Below are 18,729 nucleotides of genomic sequence, written 5' to 3'. Positions count from 1 at the left end.
TCAGACGGCGACGCCGCCGCGCAGCACGCGCCCCGGCAGCTTTCCGGCCGGATCCACCGCGTCGCGCCCGTTCTCGCGCAGCAGCACGCCGTTCACGACCACCGCGCGCATGCCTTCGGCATCGGCCACCAGCCGGTCCTGACCCGCGGGCAGATCGTAGACGCGGCGCAGCGGGCTACACCCGACGGTGTCGGGGTCGAACACGGCCACGTCGCCGGCGAGGCCCGGCGCGAGCCGGCCGCGGTCGGTGATGCCGAAGACCTCGGCCGAGCGCGAGCTGAGCAGCCGCACGCCCTGCTCCATGGACAGCGCGCCCTGCTCGCGCACCCAGTGCGCGAGCAGGTGCGTCGAGAAGCAGCCGTCGCACAGCTGACTCGCGTGGGCGCCCGCGTCGGACAGGCCGAGCACCACCGACGGGTGCGCGAGCAGCTCGCGCACCGCGCCTTCGTCGGTGTTCATGACGGCGATGCGGAAGCGCGCCTCGAGGTTGGTCTCGAGACCCATGTCGAGCACCAGGTCGACCGGGTGCACGCCGCGCTCGGCCGCCAGCTGCGCCACGTTGCGCTCCTCGAGACTCGGGTCGGGCGCATAGCTCGAGACCACGGTGTCTTCCCAGCGGCCGGCGATCCCGCCCTTGCTGCCGCGCTCGCGGAACGCGGCGCGGAACTCCGGGTCGGCGTAGATCTTCTTCTTGCCCGCGTGGTCGGCGCGAGACACCGGCTGGAAGATCTGCATGCTCTCGTACGGGAACGGCGCCTTCCACTGGAACTCGAAGTTGAGCGGCCGACACGCCACCTGCGGGTAGACCGGCACGCCCTGGCGCTGGAGCCTCTCGTGGTCCTCCAACACTTTCCGGTGTCCGTCGGGACCGAGCGCGCCCGCCAGCAGCGCCGTCCACGACACCGGACGACCGGTCTTGCGCGCCAGCTCCGCGAGCTCGGCGGTGAAGAAGCCGCGGCCGATCGTGGCCTGCACGATGCCGCGGCCCTGCGCGCCGAGCGTCGAGGCGAGTCTCTCGATCTCCGCGAGCGAGGCCGCGCGGCTCGGCACCGGCCGGCCCGCGTAGCCCACGTGCGTGGCCGACTTGCTGGTCGCGAAGCCCACCGCGCCGGCGCGCACGGCTTCGGCCACGATGCGCTCCATCTGCGCGATCTCGTCCTCGGTCGCCTCGCGCTCGGTCGCCTCCTCGCCCATCACGTACAGCCGCACGGGCGTGTGACCCACGAGCGCCCCCACGTTGATCGCCGTGCCGCGCGCCTCGAGCGCGTCGAGATACTGCGGGAAGGTCTCGAACGGCCAGTCGGGCCCGATGCCCGCGCGCAGCGCCTCGAGCGACATGCCCTCCACGTTCTCGAGCGTGCGCATGATCAGCTCGCGGTGCGCGGGCCGGGTCGGCGCCACGCCGAAGCCGCAGTTGCCCATCACCACGGAAGTCACTCCGTGCCAGGGCGAGATCGTGAGCATGCGGTCCCAGAAGACCTGGGCGTCGTAGTGCGTGTGGATGTCGACGAAGCCGGGCGCGACCACGCAGCCGCTGGCGTCGAGCTCGCGCGCAGCGCGGCCCGAGAGCGTGCCGAGCTCGGCGATCCGCCCGGCTCGGATCCCCACGTCGCCCCGGCGAGCCGGCGCCCCCGTGCCGTCGACGATCGTTCCGCCGCGAATCGCGAGATCGAGCTCCGCCATCGGGTGCCTCCTCGAGTTCTCCGAGAGCAGGCCAGGAAGCCGCGCGCGAGTCAAGCCGAAGGGGTCGACAGGACGGCGGATTTCCGGTTTGCTTCGCGCGTGACCCGGACGGGCGAGAAGACCGGCGTGCTGCTGCTCAACCTGGGCACGCCGCGCTCGGCGCGGCCAGCCCACGTGCGCGCCTATCTGCGCGAGTTTCTCATGGACCCGCGCGTGCTCGACATGCCGGCCGTCCTGCGCTGGCCGCTGGTGAACCTGGTGATCGCGCCGTTCCGCGCGCCGCGCTCCGCGGAGCTCTACCGCAAGATCTGGGGACCCGAAGGCTCCCCGCAGCTCGTGCACGGCGAGGCGCTCGCCGCGGCGCTCGAAGCCGAGCTCGGCCCGAGTCACTCGGTGCGGCTCGGCATGCGCTACGGCCAGCCGTCGCTCGGGAACGCGCTGGGGTCGCTGATCGCGGCCGGCGCGGCGCGCATCGTCGCCGTGCCGCTGTTTCCGCAGTACGCGTCGTCGTCGCTGGGCTCGGGGCTCGCCAAGCTGTTCGAGCTCGCGGGCGCGCAGAACAACGTGCCGCCGCTCGAGGCGCTGGGCGAGTTCTACGACGCAGCGGGCTTCATCGGCGCGCTGGCCGAGATCGCGCGCCCGCGGCTCGCGGCCTTCCGCCCCGACCACGTGCTGTTCTCCTACCACGGCCTGCCCGAGCGCCACATGCGCGCCGGCGACCGCAGCGGGACACACTGTCTGCGCTCCGCCGACTGCTGCAACGCGATCGGCTTCGCCAATGCGCGCTGCTACCGCGCGCAGTGCGTCGCGACCACGCGCGCGCTGGTGAACGCGCTCGGGCTCGCGCCGGGGAGTCACTCGTTCGCCTTCCAGTCGCGGCTCGGCCGGGAGCCCTGGATCCAGCCCCACACCGACGTGCGTCTGCCCGAGCTCGCGCGCGCGGGCGTGAAGCGCCTGGCCGTGCTGTGCCCCTCGTTCGCGGCCGACTGTCTCGAGACGCTCGAGGAGATCGGCGTGCGCGGCCGCGCGCAGTGGCAGGCGGCGGGCGGCGAGGCGCTCGAGCTCGTGCCCTGCGCGAACGCCCACCCCGCGTTCGTGCGCTTCCTCGCAGAAAGGATCCGATGACCCGCCAGGAGAAGGCCGACCGCATCGGGAAGATCCTCGACGAGCTCTACCCCATGCCCGACATCCCGCTCGCCCACGAAGACCCGTACACGCTCTTGATCGCGGTGGTGCTGTCCGCGCAGTGCACCGACGAGCGCGTGAATCGCACGACGCCCGCGCTGTTCGCCCGGGCCAACAACCCGGCCGCCATGAGCCGTCTCCCGGTGCCGGCGATCCGCGAGATCATCAAGCCCTGCGGTCTCTCGCCCGCGAAGTCGGCCCACATCCACGCGCTCTCGAAGAAGCTCGTGGCCGAGCACGGCGGGCGCGTGCCCAAGAGCTTCGAAGAGCTCGAGGCGCTGCCCGGCGTGGGTCACAAGACGGCGAGCGTGGTCATGGCGCACGCGTTCGGCGTGCCGGCCTTCCCGGTCGACACGCACATCCACCGGCTCGCGGCGCGCTGGGGTCTCTCGAGCGGGCGCAACGTGGTCCAGACCGAGCGCGACCTGAAGGCGCTGTTTCCCGAGAACGAGTGGATCCGGCGCCACCTGCAGATCATCTACTTCGGCCGCAGTCATTGCCCCGCCCGGTCACACGACTTCTCGCGCTGTCCGATCTGCAGCTGGGCCGCGAGCCGGGCCCGGGCCACGCGCGAGCGAGGGCGAGCCGCGCGGCGTCCCCAGAACGCGTGAACGACCCAGGGGCGTTCTGGAGCGAGGACTGCGACGCCGCCTGTCTGCGGCTCGACACGAGTCACGCGGGCCTGTCGAGCGTGGAGGCGGCGCGCCGGCGCGCGCTGCTCGCAGGCGATGCGCTGCCCGCCGCGCGGCGCCACGGCCTCGCGCGCGTGGTGCTGCGCCAGCTCGGGAGCCCGATCCTGCTCTTGCTGGTGTTCGCGGCGACCCTCTCCTTCGTGTTCGCGGAGCGGACCGACGCCGCGATCATCGTCGGGATCCTGGCGGCGAGCGTAGTGGTCGGCGCCTGGCAGGAGAGCGGCGCGGAGCGCGCCGTCGAGGCGCTGCTCGAGACCGTCCGCGCGAAGTGCCGCGTGCTGCGCGACGGCGTCGAGCTCGAGCTGCCGCCGGACGAGCTGGTGCCCGGCGACGTGGTGGTGCTGAGCGCGGGCTCGCTCGTGCCCGCGGACTGCCGGCTGCTCGACGCGCACGACTTGTTCTGCGTCGAGGCGGCGCTCACCGGCGAGTCATTCCCCGTCGAGAAGCACCACGCGCCGCTCGCGCCGGACACGCCGCTGCCGGGCCGGGCGAACTCGGTCTTCCTCGGCACCCACGTGGCCAGCGGCGCTGCGCGCGCGCTCGTGGTCGCGGTGGGGCGCCGCACCGCGCTCGGCGACATCTCCGCGCGCCTGGCGCGCGCGGCGCCGGAGCCGGAGTTCGAGCACGGGCTGTTCCGCTTCGGCCTCTTGCTCGTCGAGGTCACTCTGGCGCTCACGATGCTGATCTTCGCGGCCAACGTCGCGCTCGCGCGCCCCGTGCTCGACTCACTCCTGTTCTCGCTCGCGCTCGCGATCGGGCTGGCGCCGCAGCTCTTGCCGGCCATCCTCGCGCTGTGTCTCGCGCGAGGAGCCCGGGCCATGGCCCAGAGGCGCGTGATCGTGAAACGGCTCTCCGCGATCGAGAACCTGGGCAGCATGGACGTCCTGTGCTCCGACAAGACCGGCACGTTGACCGAGGGCATCGTGCGCCTGGAAGCGGCGTGCGACCCGTTCGGCGGCGAGAGCGCGCGCGTGCTCGCGCTCGCGCGCCTGAACGCGGCGTTCGCGACCAGCTTCAGCAACCCGCTCGACGACGCGCTGTGCACCGGCGTCCCGGCGCCCGACCCCGCGGCAAAGCTCGACGAGGTGCCCTGGGACTTCGTGCGCAAGCGCGAGAGCGTGCTCGTGCGGCTCGATGGCCGGAACCTGCTGGTCACCAAGGGGCCGATCCCGAAGGTGCTCGAGGTCGCGACCGAGCTCGAGCGGCCGGACGGCGGCCGCGAGCCGATCGCGGCGCACCGCGAGGCGATCGAGGCGCGCTTCCGCGCGCTGTCCGAACGCGGCGCGCGCGCCCTGGCGGTGGCCGTGCGCGACCTGGGCGCGCAGACGCGCGCCGAGCGCGGCGACGAGCGCGACCTGGTCTTCATCGGCCTCCTGGTGTTCGCGGACCGGCTGAAAGAGGACAGCGCCGCCGTCGTCGCCTCGCTTCGCGAGCTCGGCGTGGAGCTGAAGATCCTGACGGGTGACAATCGCTGGGTCGCCAGTCACGTGGCGCGTCAGGTCGGGCTGAAGGAGCCGCGCGTGCTCACCGGCGAGGAGCTGCGCGAGCTCACCGCGGACGCGCTCGCCGCGCGCGCCGTGCAAGCGGACGTGATCGCGGAGGTCGAGCCGGCGCAGAAGGAGCGCGTGATTCTGGCGCTCAAGCGCGCCGGCCGGGTCGCGGGCTTTCTCGGCGACGGCATCAACGACGCGGGTGCGCTCCACGTCGCCGACGTCGGGATCTCGGTGGACTCGGCGACCGACGTCGCGAAGGAGGCGGCCGAGATCGTGCTGCTCGACCGCGAGTTGTCTGCGCTGCGCGACGGGATCCTCGAAGGCCGGCGCACGTTCGCGAACACGCAGAAGTACGTGTTCATGGCCACGAGCTCGAACTTCGGCAACATGCTCTCGGTCGCGGCCGCATCGCTGTTCATCCCCTTCCTGCCGATGCTGCCCAAGCAGATCCTGCTGCTGAACTTCCTGGGTGACCTCGCCCAGCTCACGATCGCGGGCGACCGGGTCGAGGACGAGACACTCGCCGCGCCGCGCCGCTGGAACGTGCGCTTCATCCGCCGCTTCATGCTGCTGTTCGGCGCGCAGAGCTCCGTCTTCGACCTGTGTTGCTTTGCGCTGCTGCTGCTGGCGCTGAAGGCCGACGCCACGCTGTTCCGCAGCGGCTGGTTCGTCGAGTCGGTGCTCTCCGAAGTGAGCGTCGTGTTCGCGCTGCGGACTGCGTTGCCGCTGGGGCGCAGCCGGCCCAGCCGGGCGCTGGTCGCGTCGAGCGTCGCCGTGGGCGCGATCGCGCTCGCGCTGCCGTACTCGCCGCTCGCCGGCCCGCTCGGCTTCGCGCCGTTGCCGCCCGCGCTGCTGGGCGCCATGCTGGGGCTGGTCGCTCTGTACTTCGCGAGCGCCGAGGCCCTGAAGCGGCTGGTGGGCGCGAGCGCGGGCTGACTGCCGAGCCCGCTCAGGTACCGATCCGAGTGACTCGCAGGAGCGGGCCGACCGGGTCGCGCTCGCCGCCGAGGTCGACCACGGCCGCGATGTGCCACAGGTTGTCGTTCTCGCGGTCCAGCAGCACCTGGCTGGCGCGCCAGCGCCGCGCGCCGTCGGGCTCGAGCCGGGTCCACTGGTTCTCCCGCGCGCGGGGCGTGAACACGATCTCGCCGTAGTCAGTGCGGAACGGCTCGAGCGCGCGCGCGAAGCGCTCGGGCGTCCAGCGATCGTCGGGGTCCTGGTGCACGCAGCGCGCCGCCTCCTCGAAGTCGCGCTGCGCGAGCGCGCGGGTGAGTCGATGCAGCTCGGCGCGCACGCGCGCGCGCAGCTCGCGCGGGTCGGCGGCCAGGTCGTACGCGCGCAGCACGGGCGCGGCGGGCTGTGCAACCGGGTCGGGGTGCAAGAGACTCTCCCACTCCGCGACCAGGCTCGAGTCGACGCGCTCGATCAGCGCGCGCAGGTAGGCGATCACGTCGTGGACGGCGTCGGTCTTGGCGGCGGCGGGCACGGTCTGCACGAGTGATCCGTAGACTTCGCCGAGATAGCGCAGCAAGAGGCCCTCGACGCGCTGCAAGCCGTAGAAGCGCACGTAGTGGTCGAAGTCCCAGTAACCCTCGACCAGCTCGCGCGCGATCGACTTCGGGCGCACGTCCTCGCGCTGCACCCAGGGGTGGCGGCGGCAGAAGTAGTCGAAGGTCTGCTCGATGAAGGCGCGGCTGGGCGCGGGCGGCTCGACCTCGTCGAGCCGGCGGATGCGCTCCTCGAACGGCACGCCCTCGGCCTTGAGGCGCGCCATCAAGTCGCTCTTCAGCCGGTCGACCTGGCGCATCAGGATCGCGCGCGGGTCTTCCAGCACCGCCTCGACCAGCGAGAGCAGCTCGAGCGCGAACGCCTCGTCGCGCGCCTCGACGTAGGAGATCGCCTCGACCAGATACAGCGAGAGCGCGTGGTGGAGCGAGAAGTCCCACTGCAAGTCGTCGGCCACGCGCACGCGCCGCAGGCCGCTCGCCGAGTCGCGCTCGATGCGCACGATGTCGGCCGCGCGCAGCCCGCGGAACAGCTTCGCGGCGTCGCGCAGCAGGCGCCGCTTGCGGCGCTCGTCTTCGTGACTGGTCGCGATCAGCTCCGCGACCAGCCGCCAGCTGCGGCGCGGGTCGGGGAGCTCCTCGCCGTGGCGCAGCAGCAGGATCAGCATGCCGTGAGTCACACGGAAGCGCGACTGCAGCGGCTCGGGCGGGCGCTCGATCAGCTTGTGGAACGTGTCCTCGTTCCAGCCCACGAAGCCCGGCGGCGGCTTCTTGGTGACCTCGCGTTTCTTCCTGCCGCCCTGACCGGCGCGGTTCCTCATGCGCTTGTTCTCGATCACGTGCTCCGGCGCCTGGCACACCACGCTGCCGCGGTCGTCGAAGCCCTTGCGCCCGGCGCGGCCCGCGATCTGCCGGAACTCACGCACGCGCAGCGGGCCCACGCGCGTGCCGTCGAACTTCGCGAGCTTGGTGAACAGCACCGTGCGGATCGGGATGTTCACGCCCACGCCGAGCGTGTCGGTGCCCGAGATGACCTTGAGCAGACTCTTCTGCGACAGCTGCTCGACCAGCAGCCGGTACTTCGGCAGGAGCCCCGCGTGGTGGATGCCGATGCCGGCGCGCACCAGCCGCGCCAGCTCCTTGCCGTAGGGGCTGTCGAAGTCGAAGTCGGCCAGCGCCCGCGCGATCGCGTCGCGCTCGGCGCGCGTCGCGACCGACAGGCTCGTCAGGCTCTGCGCCAGCTCCGCGGTCTCGCGCTGCGTGAAGCTCACCACGTAGACCGGCGCCTTGCCCTCTTCGAGCAGATCGGAGACGGTCTCGTGCAGCGGTGTCTCGCGGTAGGAGAAGTCGAGCGGCACGGGGCGCTCGTCGGAAGTCACCAGCGCGACCGGGCGCTCGGTGCGCCGCGCCAGGTCGGCACGGATCTCCTTCGTGTCTCCGAGCGTAGCCGACATGAGCAGGAACGTGGTCTTCGACAGCATGAGCAGTGGCACCTGCCAGGCCCAGCCGCGCGCGGGATCGGCGTAGAAGTGGAACTCGTCGAGCACCGCGTAAGGCAGGTCCATCTCGTCGCCGCGGCGCAGCGCCATGTTGGCCAGCACCTCGGCGGTGCAGCACACGATCGGCGCCGCGGGGTTGATGCTGGCGTCGCCGGTGAGCATGCCCACGTTCTCGGCGCCGAAATCGGCGCACAGCGCGAAGAACTTCTGCGAGACCAGCGCCTTGATCGGCGAGCTGTAGAAGGAGCGCGCGCCCTCGCACAGCGCCTTGAAGTGCAGGAGCTGCGCCACGAGTGACTTGCCCGAGCCCGTGGGCGTGGCCAGCACCACGTGTTTGCCTTCGAGCAGCTCGAGGAACGCCTCCTCCTGCGCCGGGTACGGGCGCAAGCCGCGGCCCTCGCACCAGCCCACGAAGCGCGCCAGGACCTCGGCGGGCGGCAGGCCGCGCGGCTGCGCCAGTGAGTCGAGCCGCGCCGGCTCGCTCAATGCGCCGCCCCGCGCCGGATCAGCACCACGCGGCCCACGAGCTCGCGCGGCGGCGGCGCGTCGGGCACCACAAGCTCGATGCGCGGCCCTACGCCCTGCACCAGGCGCAGGCCTTCGGAAGTCTCGACGAAGCCCTTGGCGCGCAGGGCTTTCTCGGCGCGCAGTGACTCGACGAGCGCGGCCGGAGCCAGCCCGGGAGCGATCTCGCGCACCTCGGCGCTGAACTGCTCGTGCGAGTGCGGCGCGCGCGCCTGGGCCACGCGGTCGGCGCGGCGCGCCACCTCGGCCGCGCCCGGCGGAAACAGCAGGTCGGGTGACACGTCGCCGTGTCGCGCGCGCACGATCGGGGCGTCGGGCTCGAGCGCGCGCAGCCGCGCCTCCAGACCGGGCAGATCCGCGGGCGCGACCAGGTCGGTCTTGTTCAGCACCAGGAGGTCCGCGGAAGTCACCTGGTCCTCGAAGGTGTCGTCGAGGTCGCGCCCGGCGGCGAGCTGCTCGGCGTTCACCAGCACCGCGGTCAGGTCCTCGCCGATCCAGCGCACCAGAGGCTCGCGGTAGAAGTGCACCTGCACGTCGTAGGGCAGCGCCACGCCCGAGGTCTCGATCAGCACGCGGTCGGGACTCACTTTCTCGCGCAGCCGCTCGAGCGTGGTGACCAGCTCGTCCGAGAGCCGGCAGCAGACACAGCCGCCGCCCAGCTCGACGAAAGTCTCGTCGCCGCCGCCGAGCAGGGCGCGGTCGATGCCGACCTCGCCGAACTCGTTCGACACGATCGCGAGCCGCAGGCCCCGCTCGTGTGCGTCCTCTAGCAGGCGGCGCACGAGCGTGGTCTTGCCCGAGCCGAGGAAGCCCGAAACCACGAGCGCCGGAACGCGAGCGTCACCACGGGGTGTCACCACAGGAGGATGCCCGAGACCGCCGGGCACGTCACTGCTAGGTTTCGCCGCGAATGAAGGAGCTGTTCGAGGCGGTGCGCGCCGAGGCGGAGAGCGCCGTGTGGTCGCGCGGCGTCGAGCTCGTGCGGCGCGGCGCGGTCAGCGTCGAGTCGCGCTCCGCTGACGAGATCGTGCTGCGCGTGCTGGTGCGCGCCGGCCACGCCGCGCCGGCGGTGCGGCTGCACCCGCGCCACGCGAGCTGGGAGTGCGACTGCGACGGCGCCGACGATCCCTGCGAGCACACCTGCGCGGCGCTGATCGCGCTGCGGCGCGCGAGTGAGTCGGGCGAGGCCGCCCCGGCACCCGCGGCGGCGCCGGGCAGGCTGGGCTACCGACTCACCCGGCAGTCCGGCGGGCTCGCGCTGGCGCGCGTGATCGTGCGCGACGGGCGCGAGGAGCCGCTCGCGGCCTCGCTGTCGGCCTACGCGGCGGGCCGCGGACCCGGGCCGGCGCCGTTGGTCAGCGCCGAGGACCTCGCGGTCGAGAGACTCGTCGACGCGCGCCGCAGCGGGCCACCGCCGGCCGAGTCGATGCAGCGCCTGCTCGCGGCGCTGGTCGGCTGCGAGGACGTGCGCCTCGACGGTGCGCCGGTCGCCGTGTCGCTCGACCCGGTGCTGCCGATCGCGCGCGTCGAGGATCGCGGCGACGGCTTCGCGGTGCAGCTCGCGCAGGACCCGCGGCTCAGCGAGGCCTTCGCCAACGGCGTCGTGCTGTGCGGCGGCGCGCTGCGGCCGGTCGGCGATCCGCACCTCTCGCTGCGCGAGCGCAGCGAGCTGGGTGCAGGCCGGCTCTATCCGCCCGACGCCGCGGGCCGGCTGGTCGCGGAAGTGATTCCCGAGCTGCGCGCGCGCATCCCGGTCGAGATCCTCACCACGCGCCTGCCCCGCGAGGAGCTGGCCAGGCCCCGCCTGCGCGCGCGAGTCACGCGCGAGGGCGACCGGCTGCGCGTGGCGGCGGAGCTCGTGTACGGGGACCCGCCGGTGGCGCGCGTGGAGGACGGCCGCCTGGTCGCGCTGGGCGACGCCGTGCCGCGGCGCAACGAGTCGGCCGAGTCCGCGCTCGTGGCGCGGCTCGACCGGGAGCTCGGCCTCGCGCCGGGCGCCGAGCTCGCGCTCGCGGCGAAGGACGCGATCGAGTACCGCACACGTCTCGAGCGCTTCTCGGGCGAGCTCGTGGGTCGCGCCCACGAGGCGTTCCATGTCACGCCCGAGCTCGCGGCCGAGCTGCGCGGCGGCACGGACCGGCTGGAGCTCTCGTTCCGCACGCCCGGCGGCGCGCGCGTCGACCCCGCGCGCGTGCTGCGCGCGTGGAGCGAGGGCGAGTCACTCGTGCCGCTCAGCGGCGGCGGCTTCGCGCCCTTGCCGCTGGCCTGGCTCGCGCAGCACGGGCGGCGCGTGGCCGACCTCTTGGCTGCGCGCAGCACGAACGGCGCCCTGCCCGCCGCCGCCCTGCCCGACCTGGCCCGGCTCTACGCCGAGCTCGGCGAGCCGCCACCGCCGGGCTTCGCCCGCCTGCGCGCGCTGGTCGACGACTTCGAGTCCCTGCCCGATCCAGCCCTGCCCGCCGACCTGCACGCCGAGCTGCGCGGCTATCAGCGCGACGGCGTGCGCTGGCTCGCCTTCCTGCGCGCGGCCGGACTCGGCGGTCTGCTCGCCGACGACATGGGCCTGGGCAAGACGCTGCAGGCGCTGTGCGCCGTCTCGGGCCGCACGCTGGTCGTGGCGCCCACCAGCGTCTTGTTCGGCTGGGCCGAGCAGGCGCAGCGCTTCCGGCCCGCCCTGCGCACTTCGGTGTACCACGGCGCGAAGCGGGCGCTCGATCCCGCGGCCGACCTGACGCTCACGAGCTATGCGCTGTTGCGGCTCGACGCCGAGCTGCTCGCCGCGGTCGACTGGGACACGGTCGTGCTCGACGAGGCCCAGGCGATCAAGAATCCCGACAGCCAGGTCGCGCGCGCGGCGTTCGCGCTGCCCGGCGCGTTCCGAGTCACCCTGACCGGCACGCCCGTGGAGAACCGCCTCGACGAGCTGTGGAGCCAGCTGCACTTCTCGAACCCGGGCCTGCTCGGCTCGCTGCGCGACTTCCGCGAGCGCTACGCGCGGCCGGTCGCGGCCGGCGAGCCAGGCGCGGCGGCCCACCTGCGCGCGCGCATCGCGCCCTTCGTGCTGCGCCGCCTGAAGAGCGAGGTCGCGCGCGAGCTCCCGCCGCGCACCGAGGCGGTGCTGCACTGCGAGCTCGACGCCGACGAGCGCGCCGTCTACGACGCCGTGCGCGCCGCGTCGCAGCGCGAGGTGGTCGAGCGGCTGTCGGCCGGCGGCAACGTGCTCGAGGCGCTCGAGCTCTTGCTGCGGCTGCGCCAGGCCGCCTGCCACCGGGCGCTGGTGCCGGGGCAGCACGCGACCGGCTCCACCAAGCTCGCGGTCCTGTGCGAGTCACTCGAGGAGGCCGTGGCCGAGGGCCACAAGGCGCTCGTGTTCTCGCAGTGGACGTCGCTCCTCGACCTCGTCGAGCCCGAGCTGCGCGAGCGCGCGATCGGCTTCACGCGCCTGGACGGCAGCACCGTCGACCGCGCGGGCGTGGTCGAGACCTTCCAGTCGCCGGCCGGTCCGCCCGTCCTCTTGCTCTCGCTGCGCGCCGGTGGCGTCGGCCTCAACCTGACCGCCGCGGACCACGTCTTCCTGCTCGACCCGTGGTGGAATCCCGCCGTCGAAGACCAGGCCGCCGATCGCGCCCACCGGATCGGTCAGGACCGCCCTGTCTCCGTATATCGCCTGGTGGCGCGCGACACCGTCGAGGAGCGCATCCTGGCGCTCCAGGAGCGGAAGCGCGAGCTGGCACAGGCGGCGCTGGCTGGCGCCGACCGGGCCAACGCCATCTCCCGCGAGGACTTGCTCGCCCTGCTTGCGTGAGGCCGATCACACGGCCCGGCCCGGGTGACTCCGATCACAGCTCGCATGGCACCCGTTTGGTGGACTCGATCCGGGCAGGCGGCCGGAGCCTTCAATTCCGGCGGGGGAAATCAGGGAGCACCTGTGCAGCGAGCGCTGCTGGCCATCACGGTCGCCGCTTTCGGGCTGATCGCGTCTGCATGTCAGACGCCGTTCGCAGCGGCGGTATTGCGCGAGCAGGCCGCGCCGGCCTCGAGCCAGGTCGCCCTGGCCCCGGCACCCGCGGAACTCACTCGCCCCTCCCCGCAGCCGCAGGCTCGGCCCGCGCCGGCGCTCCAGCGCCCGCGGCTCTCCGAGCGCATCGCCGGGCTCTTGGTGGTGCGAGCGCCCGACCTGACTCCGGTCGACCGCGCACGCGTCGCGGCCGCGATCGAAGACGCCGTGCAGGCGCATCAGCTCGACCCGTCGCTCGTGCTGGCGATCATCGAGCAGGAGAGTGGCTTCGACCCGCATGCGCACGGTCGGGGTGGCTCGATCGGCCTCATGCAGGTGCGTCCGTTCGTGGCGCGCGACGTCGCGAAGCGCCACGGCATCCCCTTCACGGGCAAGCGCACGCTGCTCGACCCGGCGGCCAACGTGGCGATCGGCGCCTGCTACCTGGGCGAGATGTTCGACATGTACACCGACCCGGCGCTCGCGATCTCGGCCTACAACCTGGGTCCCTACCGCGTGCAGCGCATGGTCGCGCGCGGGCGGACGCCGCGGCCGCCGTACCTGTTGTCGGTGTTGGCGCGCTACCAGGAGCTCTCGAGCCAGTTCGGCCCGGTCGAGCCCGAGGACATCGAGGACGCCGAGGCCGACTGAACCCGGCGCCCTCCGTCTCCGACCTCTAGAATCGGACGCTCCGGAGGGGTGGACGTGAGACAGGTGTGGATCGAGCGCTTCGGCCGGCCCGAGGTGCTCCGACTGCGCGAGGCGCCCGACCCGATGCCGGGGCCGCGCCAGGTCCGGGTCCGCGTCGAGGCGATCGGCGTGAACTTCGCCGACGTGATGGGCCGGCTCGGGCTCTACCCCGATCTGCCCAAGCGCCCGGTGGTGCCTGGCTACGAGATCGCGGGGCGTGTCGACGCGGTGGGCGCCGAGGTCGAGCCCGATTGGATCGGGCGCGACATCCTCGCCCTGACCCGCTTTGGCGGCTACGCCGACACCGTGTGCGTGCCGGAGGTCCAGCTCGCGACGCGGCCCGCGGACATGAGCGCCCCGCAGGGCGCCGCGCTGCCCGTGAACTACCTGACGGCCTGGCAGATCCTCGAGGTCATGGGCGGCCTGCGCGCGGGCATGACCGTGCTGATCCACTCCGCGGGCGGCGGCGTCGGGATCGCCGCGCTGCAGCTCGCCAAGCGCATCGGCGCGACCACGATCGGCACGGCCTCGTCGGGCAAGCACGACGCGCTGAAGCGCCTCGGCCTCGACTTCGCGATCGATCCGTACCACGACGACTTCGAGCAGCGCGTGCGCGAGTACACGCGCGGCCGGGGCGTCGACCTGGCGCTCGACGCGGTCGGCGGGAAGTCGTTCCGCCAGAGCTACCGCTCGCTCTCGCCGACCGGCCGCATGGCCATGTTCGGGCTCTCGGCGGCCGCCACCGGCAAGCGCCGGAACCTGTTCAAGGTGGCGTGGACCGCGGCGCGCATGCCCTGGCTGGCCTTCGGCCCCGCCCGCCTCATCAGCGAGAACAAGGGCGTGTTCGGCGTGAACCTGGCCCACCTGTGGGAGGAGATCGACCGGGTGAACGGCTGGCTCGACGCGCTCCTGGGCTGCTGGAACCGGCGCGAGATCGCGCCGCTGATCAGCGCGAGCTTCCCGCTCGACCGTGCCGCCGAGGCGCACCACTACATCCAAGACCGCAAGAACATCGGGAAGGTGGTGCTCGTGCCGTGACCGACCTGCGCGGCAAGACGGCGCTCGTGACCGGCGCGACCAACGGCATCGGCCGCGCGTCGGCGCGCGCGCTCGCGCGCATGGGCGCGCGCCTGTGGCTGGTGGCGCGCGACGCGGGCCGCGCCGAGGACACGCGTGCGGAGATCGAGAATGAGTCGCCGCGCGCGGAGGTGAACGTGCTGCTGGCGGACCTCGGCTCACAGGCCGAGGTGCGCCGCGCCGCGGCCGAGTTCCTGTCTCACGGCGAGCCGCTGCACATCCTGCTGAACAACGCGGGCGTGATGGAGCTCGCGCGCAGCGAGACGCGCGACGGGATCGAGACCACCTTCGCGGTGAATCACCTCGCCTACTTCCTGCTCACGCTCCTGCTCTTGGAGCGCATCCGCGAGAGCGCGCCCGCGCGCATCGTGAACGTGGCCTCCGACGCGCACAAGATGGGCGGCCCGCTCGACTTCGACGACCTGGGCGCGTCGAAGCGCTACTCGGCGTGGGGCGTCTACGGCCGCTCGAAGCTCGCGAACCTCTTGTTCACGCGCGAGCTGGCGCGGCGCCTGGCGGGCTCGGGAGTCACCGTGAACGCGCTCCATCCGGGGATGGTGCGCACGGGCCTCGGCCAGAACAACCACGCCCCGGTGCTCAAGTTCCTGACCAAGCTGGCGCGCCCGCTCTTTCGCTCGCCCGAGCAGGGCGCGGAGACCTCGATCTGGGCCTGCAGCGCGCCCGAGCTCGAGGGAGTCACTGGCCGCTACTTCGGCGACCGGCGCGAGACTGCGCCGCACGCCAACGCGCGGGACGACGCGGCGGCGCGCCGCCTGTGGGAGGCGAGCGAGAAGCTCGTCGGGATCTCGGCCTAGCGGCGATGCGCGAAGTCCGCGATATACGCGCGGCTTGCCCACGACGGTAGAGATGCCCGACCGGGGAAATTCGCGGGTCGACGTGGTGTCGGTGCGGCTCGCATTCGGCGACCGCCGCGTGTTCGACGGCCTGTCGTGCCGCTTCTCGCAGGCGAAGATCTCGGTGATCCTGGGCGCGAGCGGCGTCGGCAAGAGCACGCTCCTGCGACTCATGGCGGGCCTGCAGCGGCCCAACTACGGCGACATCTGGATCGGCGAAGAGGAGATCTCGCGTCTGCCCGAGCGCCAGATGCGCCGCGTGCGCAAGCGCCTGGGCATGATGTTCCAGGGCGGCGCGCTGCTCGACTCGATGACCGTGTTCGACAACGTGGCCCTGCCGCTGCGCGAGCGCACGCGCCTGCGCGAGAAGGAGATCGCCGAGCGCGTGCACGCCCAGTTCGAGGCGGTGGGCCTGAAGCGCGTCGACTCGCTCTTGCCCGGAGAGCTGTCCGGCGGCATGAAGAAGCGCGCCGCGCTCGCGCGCGCCATGGTCACCGAGCCCGAGATCCTCTTGATCGACGAGCCATTCTCGGGTCTCGACCCGCTCGCGGTGCGCCTGATCGAAGCGCTGCTCGTCGAGGTGAACCACACGAAGGGACTCACGATGATCCTCACCAATCACCACATCGGGTCCACCATGCGCATGGCCGACGAGGTGGTCTTCCTGGTCGATGGCGCGGCGATCTCCGGCACCGTGAAGGAGATCAAGGAGAGTCCCGACCCGCGCCTCCAGCGCTTTCTCGTGGCCGCCGGGACCGGCCCCGCGCTCGAGGACGCGAGCTGATGTTCGAGCTGGTTCGCGACGTCGGCTGGCGCACGATCGAGAACGTCCACGGCCTGGGCGGAATCACGCTGTTCGGCTCACGGCTGGTCTACGAGACCTTGGTGCCGCCGTACCGGCTGCGCCGTGTGATCGACGAGCTCTACAACACGGGCGTGCTGTCACTCGCGATCGTGTGCACGTCGGGCCTGGCGGTGGGGCTGGTGCTCGGGCTGCAGGGCTACAACACGCTGGTGCGCTTCGGCGCCGAGCAGAGCGTGGGCGCGGTGGTGGGTCTCTCGCTCGTGCGCGAGCTCGGCCCGGTGCTCACCGCGCTGCTCGTGACCGGCCGCGCCGGCTCGGCGGTGGCTGCGGAGATCGGCGCCATGGTCGCGACCGAGCAGCTCGACGGGCTGCGCATGATGTCGGTCGACCCGCTGGACTTCGTGACCCAGCCCAAGGCGCTGGCGCTCGCGCTCGCCATGCCGCTGCTCTCCGCGCTGTTCATCGTGTTCGGCCTGTTCGGCGGGTATCTCGTGGGCGTGGGCCTGCTGGGCGTCGACGCGGGCACGTATCTCTCGAGCCTCGAGAACAACATCGACTTCCGCAACGACGTGCTGGGCAGCCTGCTGAAGTCGGTGGTGTTCGGCGCGCTGGTCGGCCTGGTGGCCACCTGGCGCGGCTACACGTCGGCGCCGAACTCCGCGGGGGTCAGCCGTGCGACCACGGGCGCAGTGGTGCAAGCTTCGGTGGCCACACTGATGTTCGACTACGTGATCACCGCACTCTGGGGGGTTGGGGTATGAGTCGCTCGCCGATTCGCGACTTACTCGTGGGGGTGTTCGTGCTCTCCGGGCTGGCTGCGCTCGCCTATCTCTCGATCGAGCTGGGCGGGGCCGCGTACTCGGGCCCGGGCGGGCTCACGCTCTACGCCAACTTCGACGAGATCGGCGGGCTGGCCAAGCGCTCCCCGGTGGTGATCGGCGGCGTGAAGGTCGGCCAGGTCACGGGCATCGAGCTGGCGAAGGACGGGAGCTTCCGCGCGCGCGTCAAGATGGACGTGGACAAGAACCTGAAGCTCCCCGACGACACCCAGGCGGCCGTGCTGACCCAGGGCGTGCTCGGCAACCAGTACGTCGGGCTCTCTCCGGGCGGATCCGACACCTTCCTGGCCCAGGGCGGAGAGATCGCCTACACGCAGAGTGCGGTCGTGATCGAGCGTCTGATCGGAAAGGTGATCCAGAGCCTGGGCGGCAGCAGCAACAGCAGCGGCGGGGGCGGAAGCGGCGACGGCGGCAAAGCCCCGAGCGGAGGAAAGGGCTCGTGAGCTTTCGCCTGTCGCGGCTGCTGATCGCGGGCGCCGCCAGCGCGTGCTTCGCGTGCGCGGAGGCGAACGGTCCCGCGCAGCCGGAGCTGGCCGGGCACGCGATGGTCTCCACCGATTCGCCCGACGCCGTCTACGACCCGTTCCAGCCCTTCAACCGGGCCATGTTCTGGGTCAACAACGACGTGCTCGACGCCTACATCTACGGGCCGCTCGCGCACGGCTGGATGTTCATCACGCCACTCACCGTGCGCATCCACCTGGAGCAGTTCGTCGACAACCTGAACTCACCCGGGTACGTGGTGTATCCGCTGCTGCAGCTCGACCCGAAGCAGTCGGGCATCGCGCTGGCCCGCTTCGGCATCAACACGACCGTCGGCATCGCGGGCATCTTCGACCCGGCCGACCACTATCTCCACCTGCGCGCACGGCGCGAGGACATGGGTCAGACACTCGGCGTCTGGGGCATGACGCCCGGGCCGTACCTCGTGCTGCCGGTGCTGGCGCCGCGCAGCTGCGCGCGCGATCTCGTGGGCATGCCGTTCGACTGGCTCTTGAACGTGGGCGACGGCTACTTCTGGCCGCTGTTCGCGCCCTACGGCGAGACCATGCTGCGCGACATCAACCGGCGCGCGCTGGTCGACGCCGACCTCAAGGCGGCGCGCGATGCGGCGGTGGACTGGTACAGCTCCGCGCGCGACCTGTATTTCCAGGCGCGCGAGCGCGACATCCGAAACGGCGCGGAGCCCGTGGAGAAACCCGACAATGACCTGTACGAGAGCGACGACAGCGAGAGCCTGCCGGAGTAGCGCCGCGGCGCTGCTCGTGCTGCTGTGCCTCGCCGCGGCGCCGCGCGCGTTCGCAGCCGACGATCTGGCGGCAGCCAAGGCATCGTTCCAGCAGACCGTCGACGACACGCTCGCGATCCTGAACGACAAGTCACTGAGTCACGACGCGCGCGTGCGGAAGCTCGAGGCGATCGCCAACGACCGCTTCGACTTCCCGAAGATGGCGCAGTTCGTTCTCGGCAAGAACCGCTCGCAGCTCACGCCCGAGCAGCAGGCTCAGTTCCTGGAAGAGTTCAAGCAGCACCTGACGCTCACCTACGGGCGCACCTTCGACCGCTACACCGGGGGCGAGAAGATCGCCGTCAGCGACGCGCGGCTCGAGACCAACAAGGACGTGACGATCCGCATGAACCTGTCCGGCGGCAGCGCGCCACCCGACGGCGTGCGCATCGACTACCGCCTGCGCCAGAACGGTGAACGCTGGCTGGTGATCGACGTGATTCCCGAAGGCGTGAGCCTGATCGGGAACTTCCGCTCGCAGGTCCAGGAGATCGTGACCCAGAAGGGCGTCGCGAACCTGATCCAGACGCTGCACGAGAAGAACGCCCAGGCGCAGTCCGAGCGCTCCAGCTAGCAGCGAAGTGATTGCGGCCCGCG

The 18,729-nt window shown here is 72.2% G+C and carries 15 protein-coding genes; 12 read left to right on the top strand and 3 right to left on the bottom strand.

The features are described from left to right. A complete protein-coding gene (locus tag VMR86_12835) occupies window positions 1-1,683 on the bottom strand; it encodes an amidohydrolase family protein (GenBank protein ID HTO07930.1) in 1,683 nt (560 codons plus the stop codon). Window positions 1,684-1,782: 99 nt separating this feature from the next. Between VMR86_12835 and hemH the strand changes: the two genes are divergently transcribed. From hemH to mgtA, 3 genes are read left to right on the top strand one after another with little or no spacing between them, the layout of a single operon-like run. Further along, window positions 1,783-2,808: a ferrochelatase gene (gene hemH, locus VMR86_12830; protein ID HTO07929.1), complete on the top strand. Its 1,026-nt coding sequence runs from the start codon at window positions 1,783-1,785 to the stop codon at window positions 2,806-2,808. Further along, window positions 2,805-3,479 carry an endonuclease III gene (gene nth / locus VMR86_12825; protein ID HTO07928.1) on the top strand — a complete coding sequence of 225 codons (675 nt, stop codon included), beginning with the start codon at window positions 2,805-2,807 and terminating at the stop codon, window positions 3,477-3,479. Before hemH ends, nth begins: the two co-directional genes overlap by 4 nt. Then, window positions 3,476-5,989, top strand: coding sequence for a magnesium-translocating P-type ATPase (gene mgtA, locus VMR86_12820; GenBank protein ID HTO07927.1), 2,514 nt, complete (start codon window positions 3,476-3,478; stop codon window positions 5,987-5,989). Before nth ends, mgtA begins: the two co-directional genes overlap by 4 nt. A gap of 13 nt (window positions 5,990-6,002) precedes the next feature. Here the strand turns inward: mgtA and VMR86_12815 are convergent, their stop codons facing one another. Together VMR86_12815 and VMR86_12810 are read right to left on the bottom strand one after the other, a co-directional pair. Next, entirely contained in the window at window positions 6,003-8,543 is a 2,541-nt protein-coding gene (locus VMR86_12815; GenBank protein ID HTO07926.1) for a DUF3516 domain-containing protein, read from the bottom strand. Further along, entirely contained in the window at window positions 8,540-9,403 is an 864-nt protein-coding gene (locus VMR86_12810; GenBank protein ID HTO07925.1) for a GTP-binding protein, read from the bottom strand. Before VMR86_12810 ends, VMR86_12815 begins: the two co-directional genes overlap by 4 nt. An 89-nt stretch (window positions 9,404-9,492) precedes the next feature. Between VMR86_12810 and VMR86_12805 the strand changes: the two genes are divergently transcribed. From VMR86_12805 to VMR86_12765, 9 genes are all read left to right on the top strand, one after another. Next, window positions 9,493-12,387 (top strand): DEAD/DEAH box helicase, encoded by a 2,895-nt coding sequence (locus VMR86_12805; protein ID HTO07924.1) that lies wholly within the window; start codon window positions 9,493-9,495, stop codon window positions 12,385-12,387. Window positions 12,388-12,510: 123 nt separating this feature from the next. Next, complete coding sequence (locus VMR86_12800) at window positions 12,511-13,230, top strand: transglycosylase SLT domain-containing protein (GenBank protein ID HTO07923.1); 720 nt, start codon at window positions 12,511-12,513, stop codon at window positions 13,228-13,230. A 54-nt stretch (window positions 13,231-13,284) separates the two neighbouring features. Next, window positions 13,285-14,307, top strand: coding sequence for a medium chain dehydrogenase/reductase family protein (locus tag VMR86_12795; GenBank protein ID HTO07922.1), 1,023 nt, complete (start codon window positions 13,285-13,287; stop codon window positions 14,305-14,307). After that, a complete protein-coding gene (locus tag VMR86_12790; GenBank protein ID HTO07921.1) occupies window positions 14,304-15,161 on the top strand; it encodes an SDR family oxidoreductase in 858 nt (285 codons plus the stop codon). Before VMR86_12795 ends, VMR86_12790 begins: the two co-directional genes overlap by 4 nt. A 34-nt stretch (window positions 15,162-15,195) precedes the next feature. Continuing rightward, window positions 15,196-15,984 (top strand): ATP-binding cassette domain-containing protein, encoded by a 789-nt coding sequence (locus VMR86_12785; GenBank protein HTO07920.1) that lies wholly within the window; start codon window positions 15,196-15,198, stop codon window positions 15,982-15,984. Then, the gene (locus tag VMR86_12780; GenBank protein ID HTO07919.1) at window positions 15,984-16,766 is read left to right on the top strand and encodes an MlaE family lipid ABC transporter permease subunit; all 783 of its coding nucleotides are present in this window, start codon (window positions 15,984-15,986) and stop codon (window positions 16,764-16,766) included. The genes VMR86_12785 and VMR86_12780 overlap by 1 nt, the downstream gene beginning before the upstream one ends. Then, window positions 16,763-17,287, top strand: coding sequence for an outer membrane lipid asymmetry maintenance protein MlaD (gene mlaD / locus VMR86_12775; GenBank protein HTO07918.1), 525 nt, complete (start codon window positions 16,763-16,765; stop codon window positions 17,285-17,287). Before VMR86_12780 ends, mlaD begins: the two co-directional genes overlap by 4 nt. Continuing rightward, the gene (locus VMR86_12770; GenBank protein HTO07917.1) at window positions 17,284-18,093 is read left to right on the top strand and encodes a VacJ family lipoprotein; all 810 of its coding nucleotides are present in this window, start codon (window positions 17,284-17,286) and stop codon (window positions 18,091-18,093) included. Before mlaD ends, VMR86_12770 begins: the two co-directional genes overlap by 4 nt. A gap of 16 nt (window positions 18,094-18,109) precedes the next feature. Beyond that, window positions 18,110-18,706 carry an ABC transporter substrate-binding protein gene (locus VMR86_12765; protein ID HTO07916.1) on the top strand — a complete coding sequence of 199 codons (597 nt, stop codon included), beginning with the start codon at window positions 18,110-18,112 and terminating at the stop codon, window positions 18,704-18,706. Window positions 18,707-18,729: the final 23 nt, after the last annotated feature.

It is taken from the genome of Myxococcota bacterium, from assembly GCA_035498015.1.
Lineage (GTDB): Bacteria > Myxococcota_A > UBA9160 > SZUA-336 > SZUA-336 > VGRW01.
The sequence above is the reverse complement of the archived record's forward strand: the minus strand, read 5'-3'. Positions and strand labels throughout refer to the sequence as shown.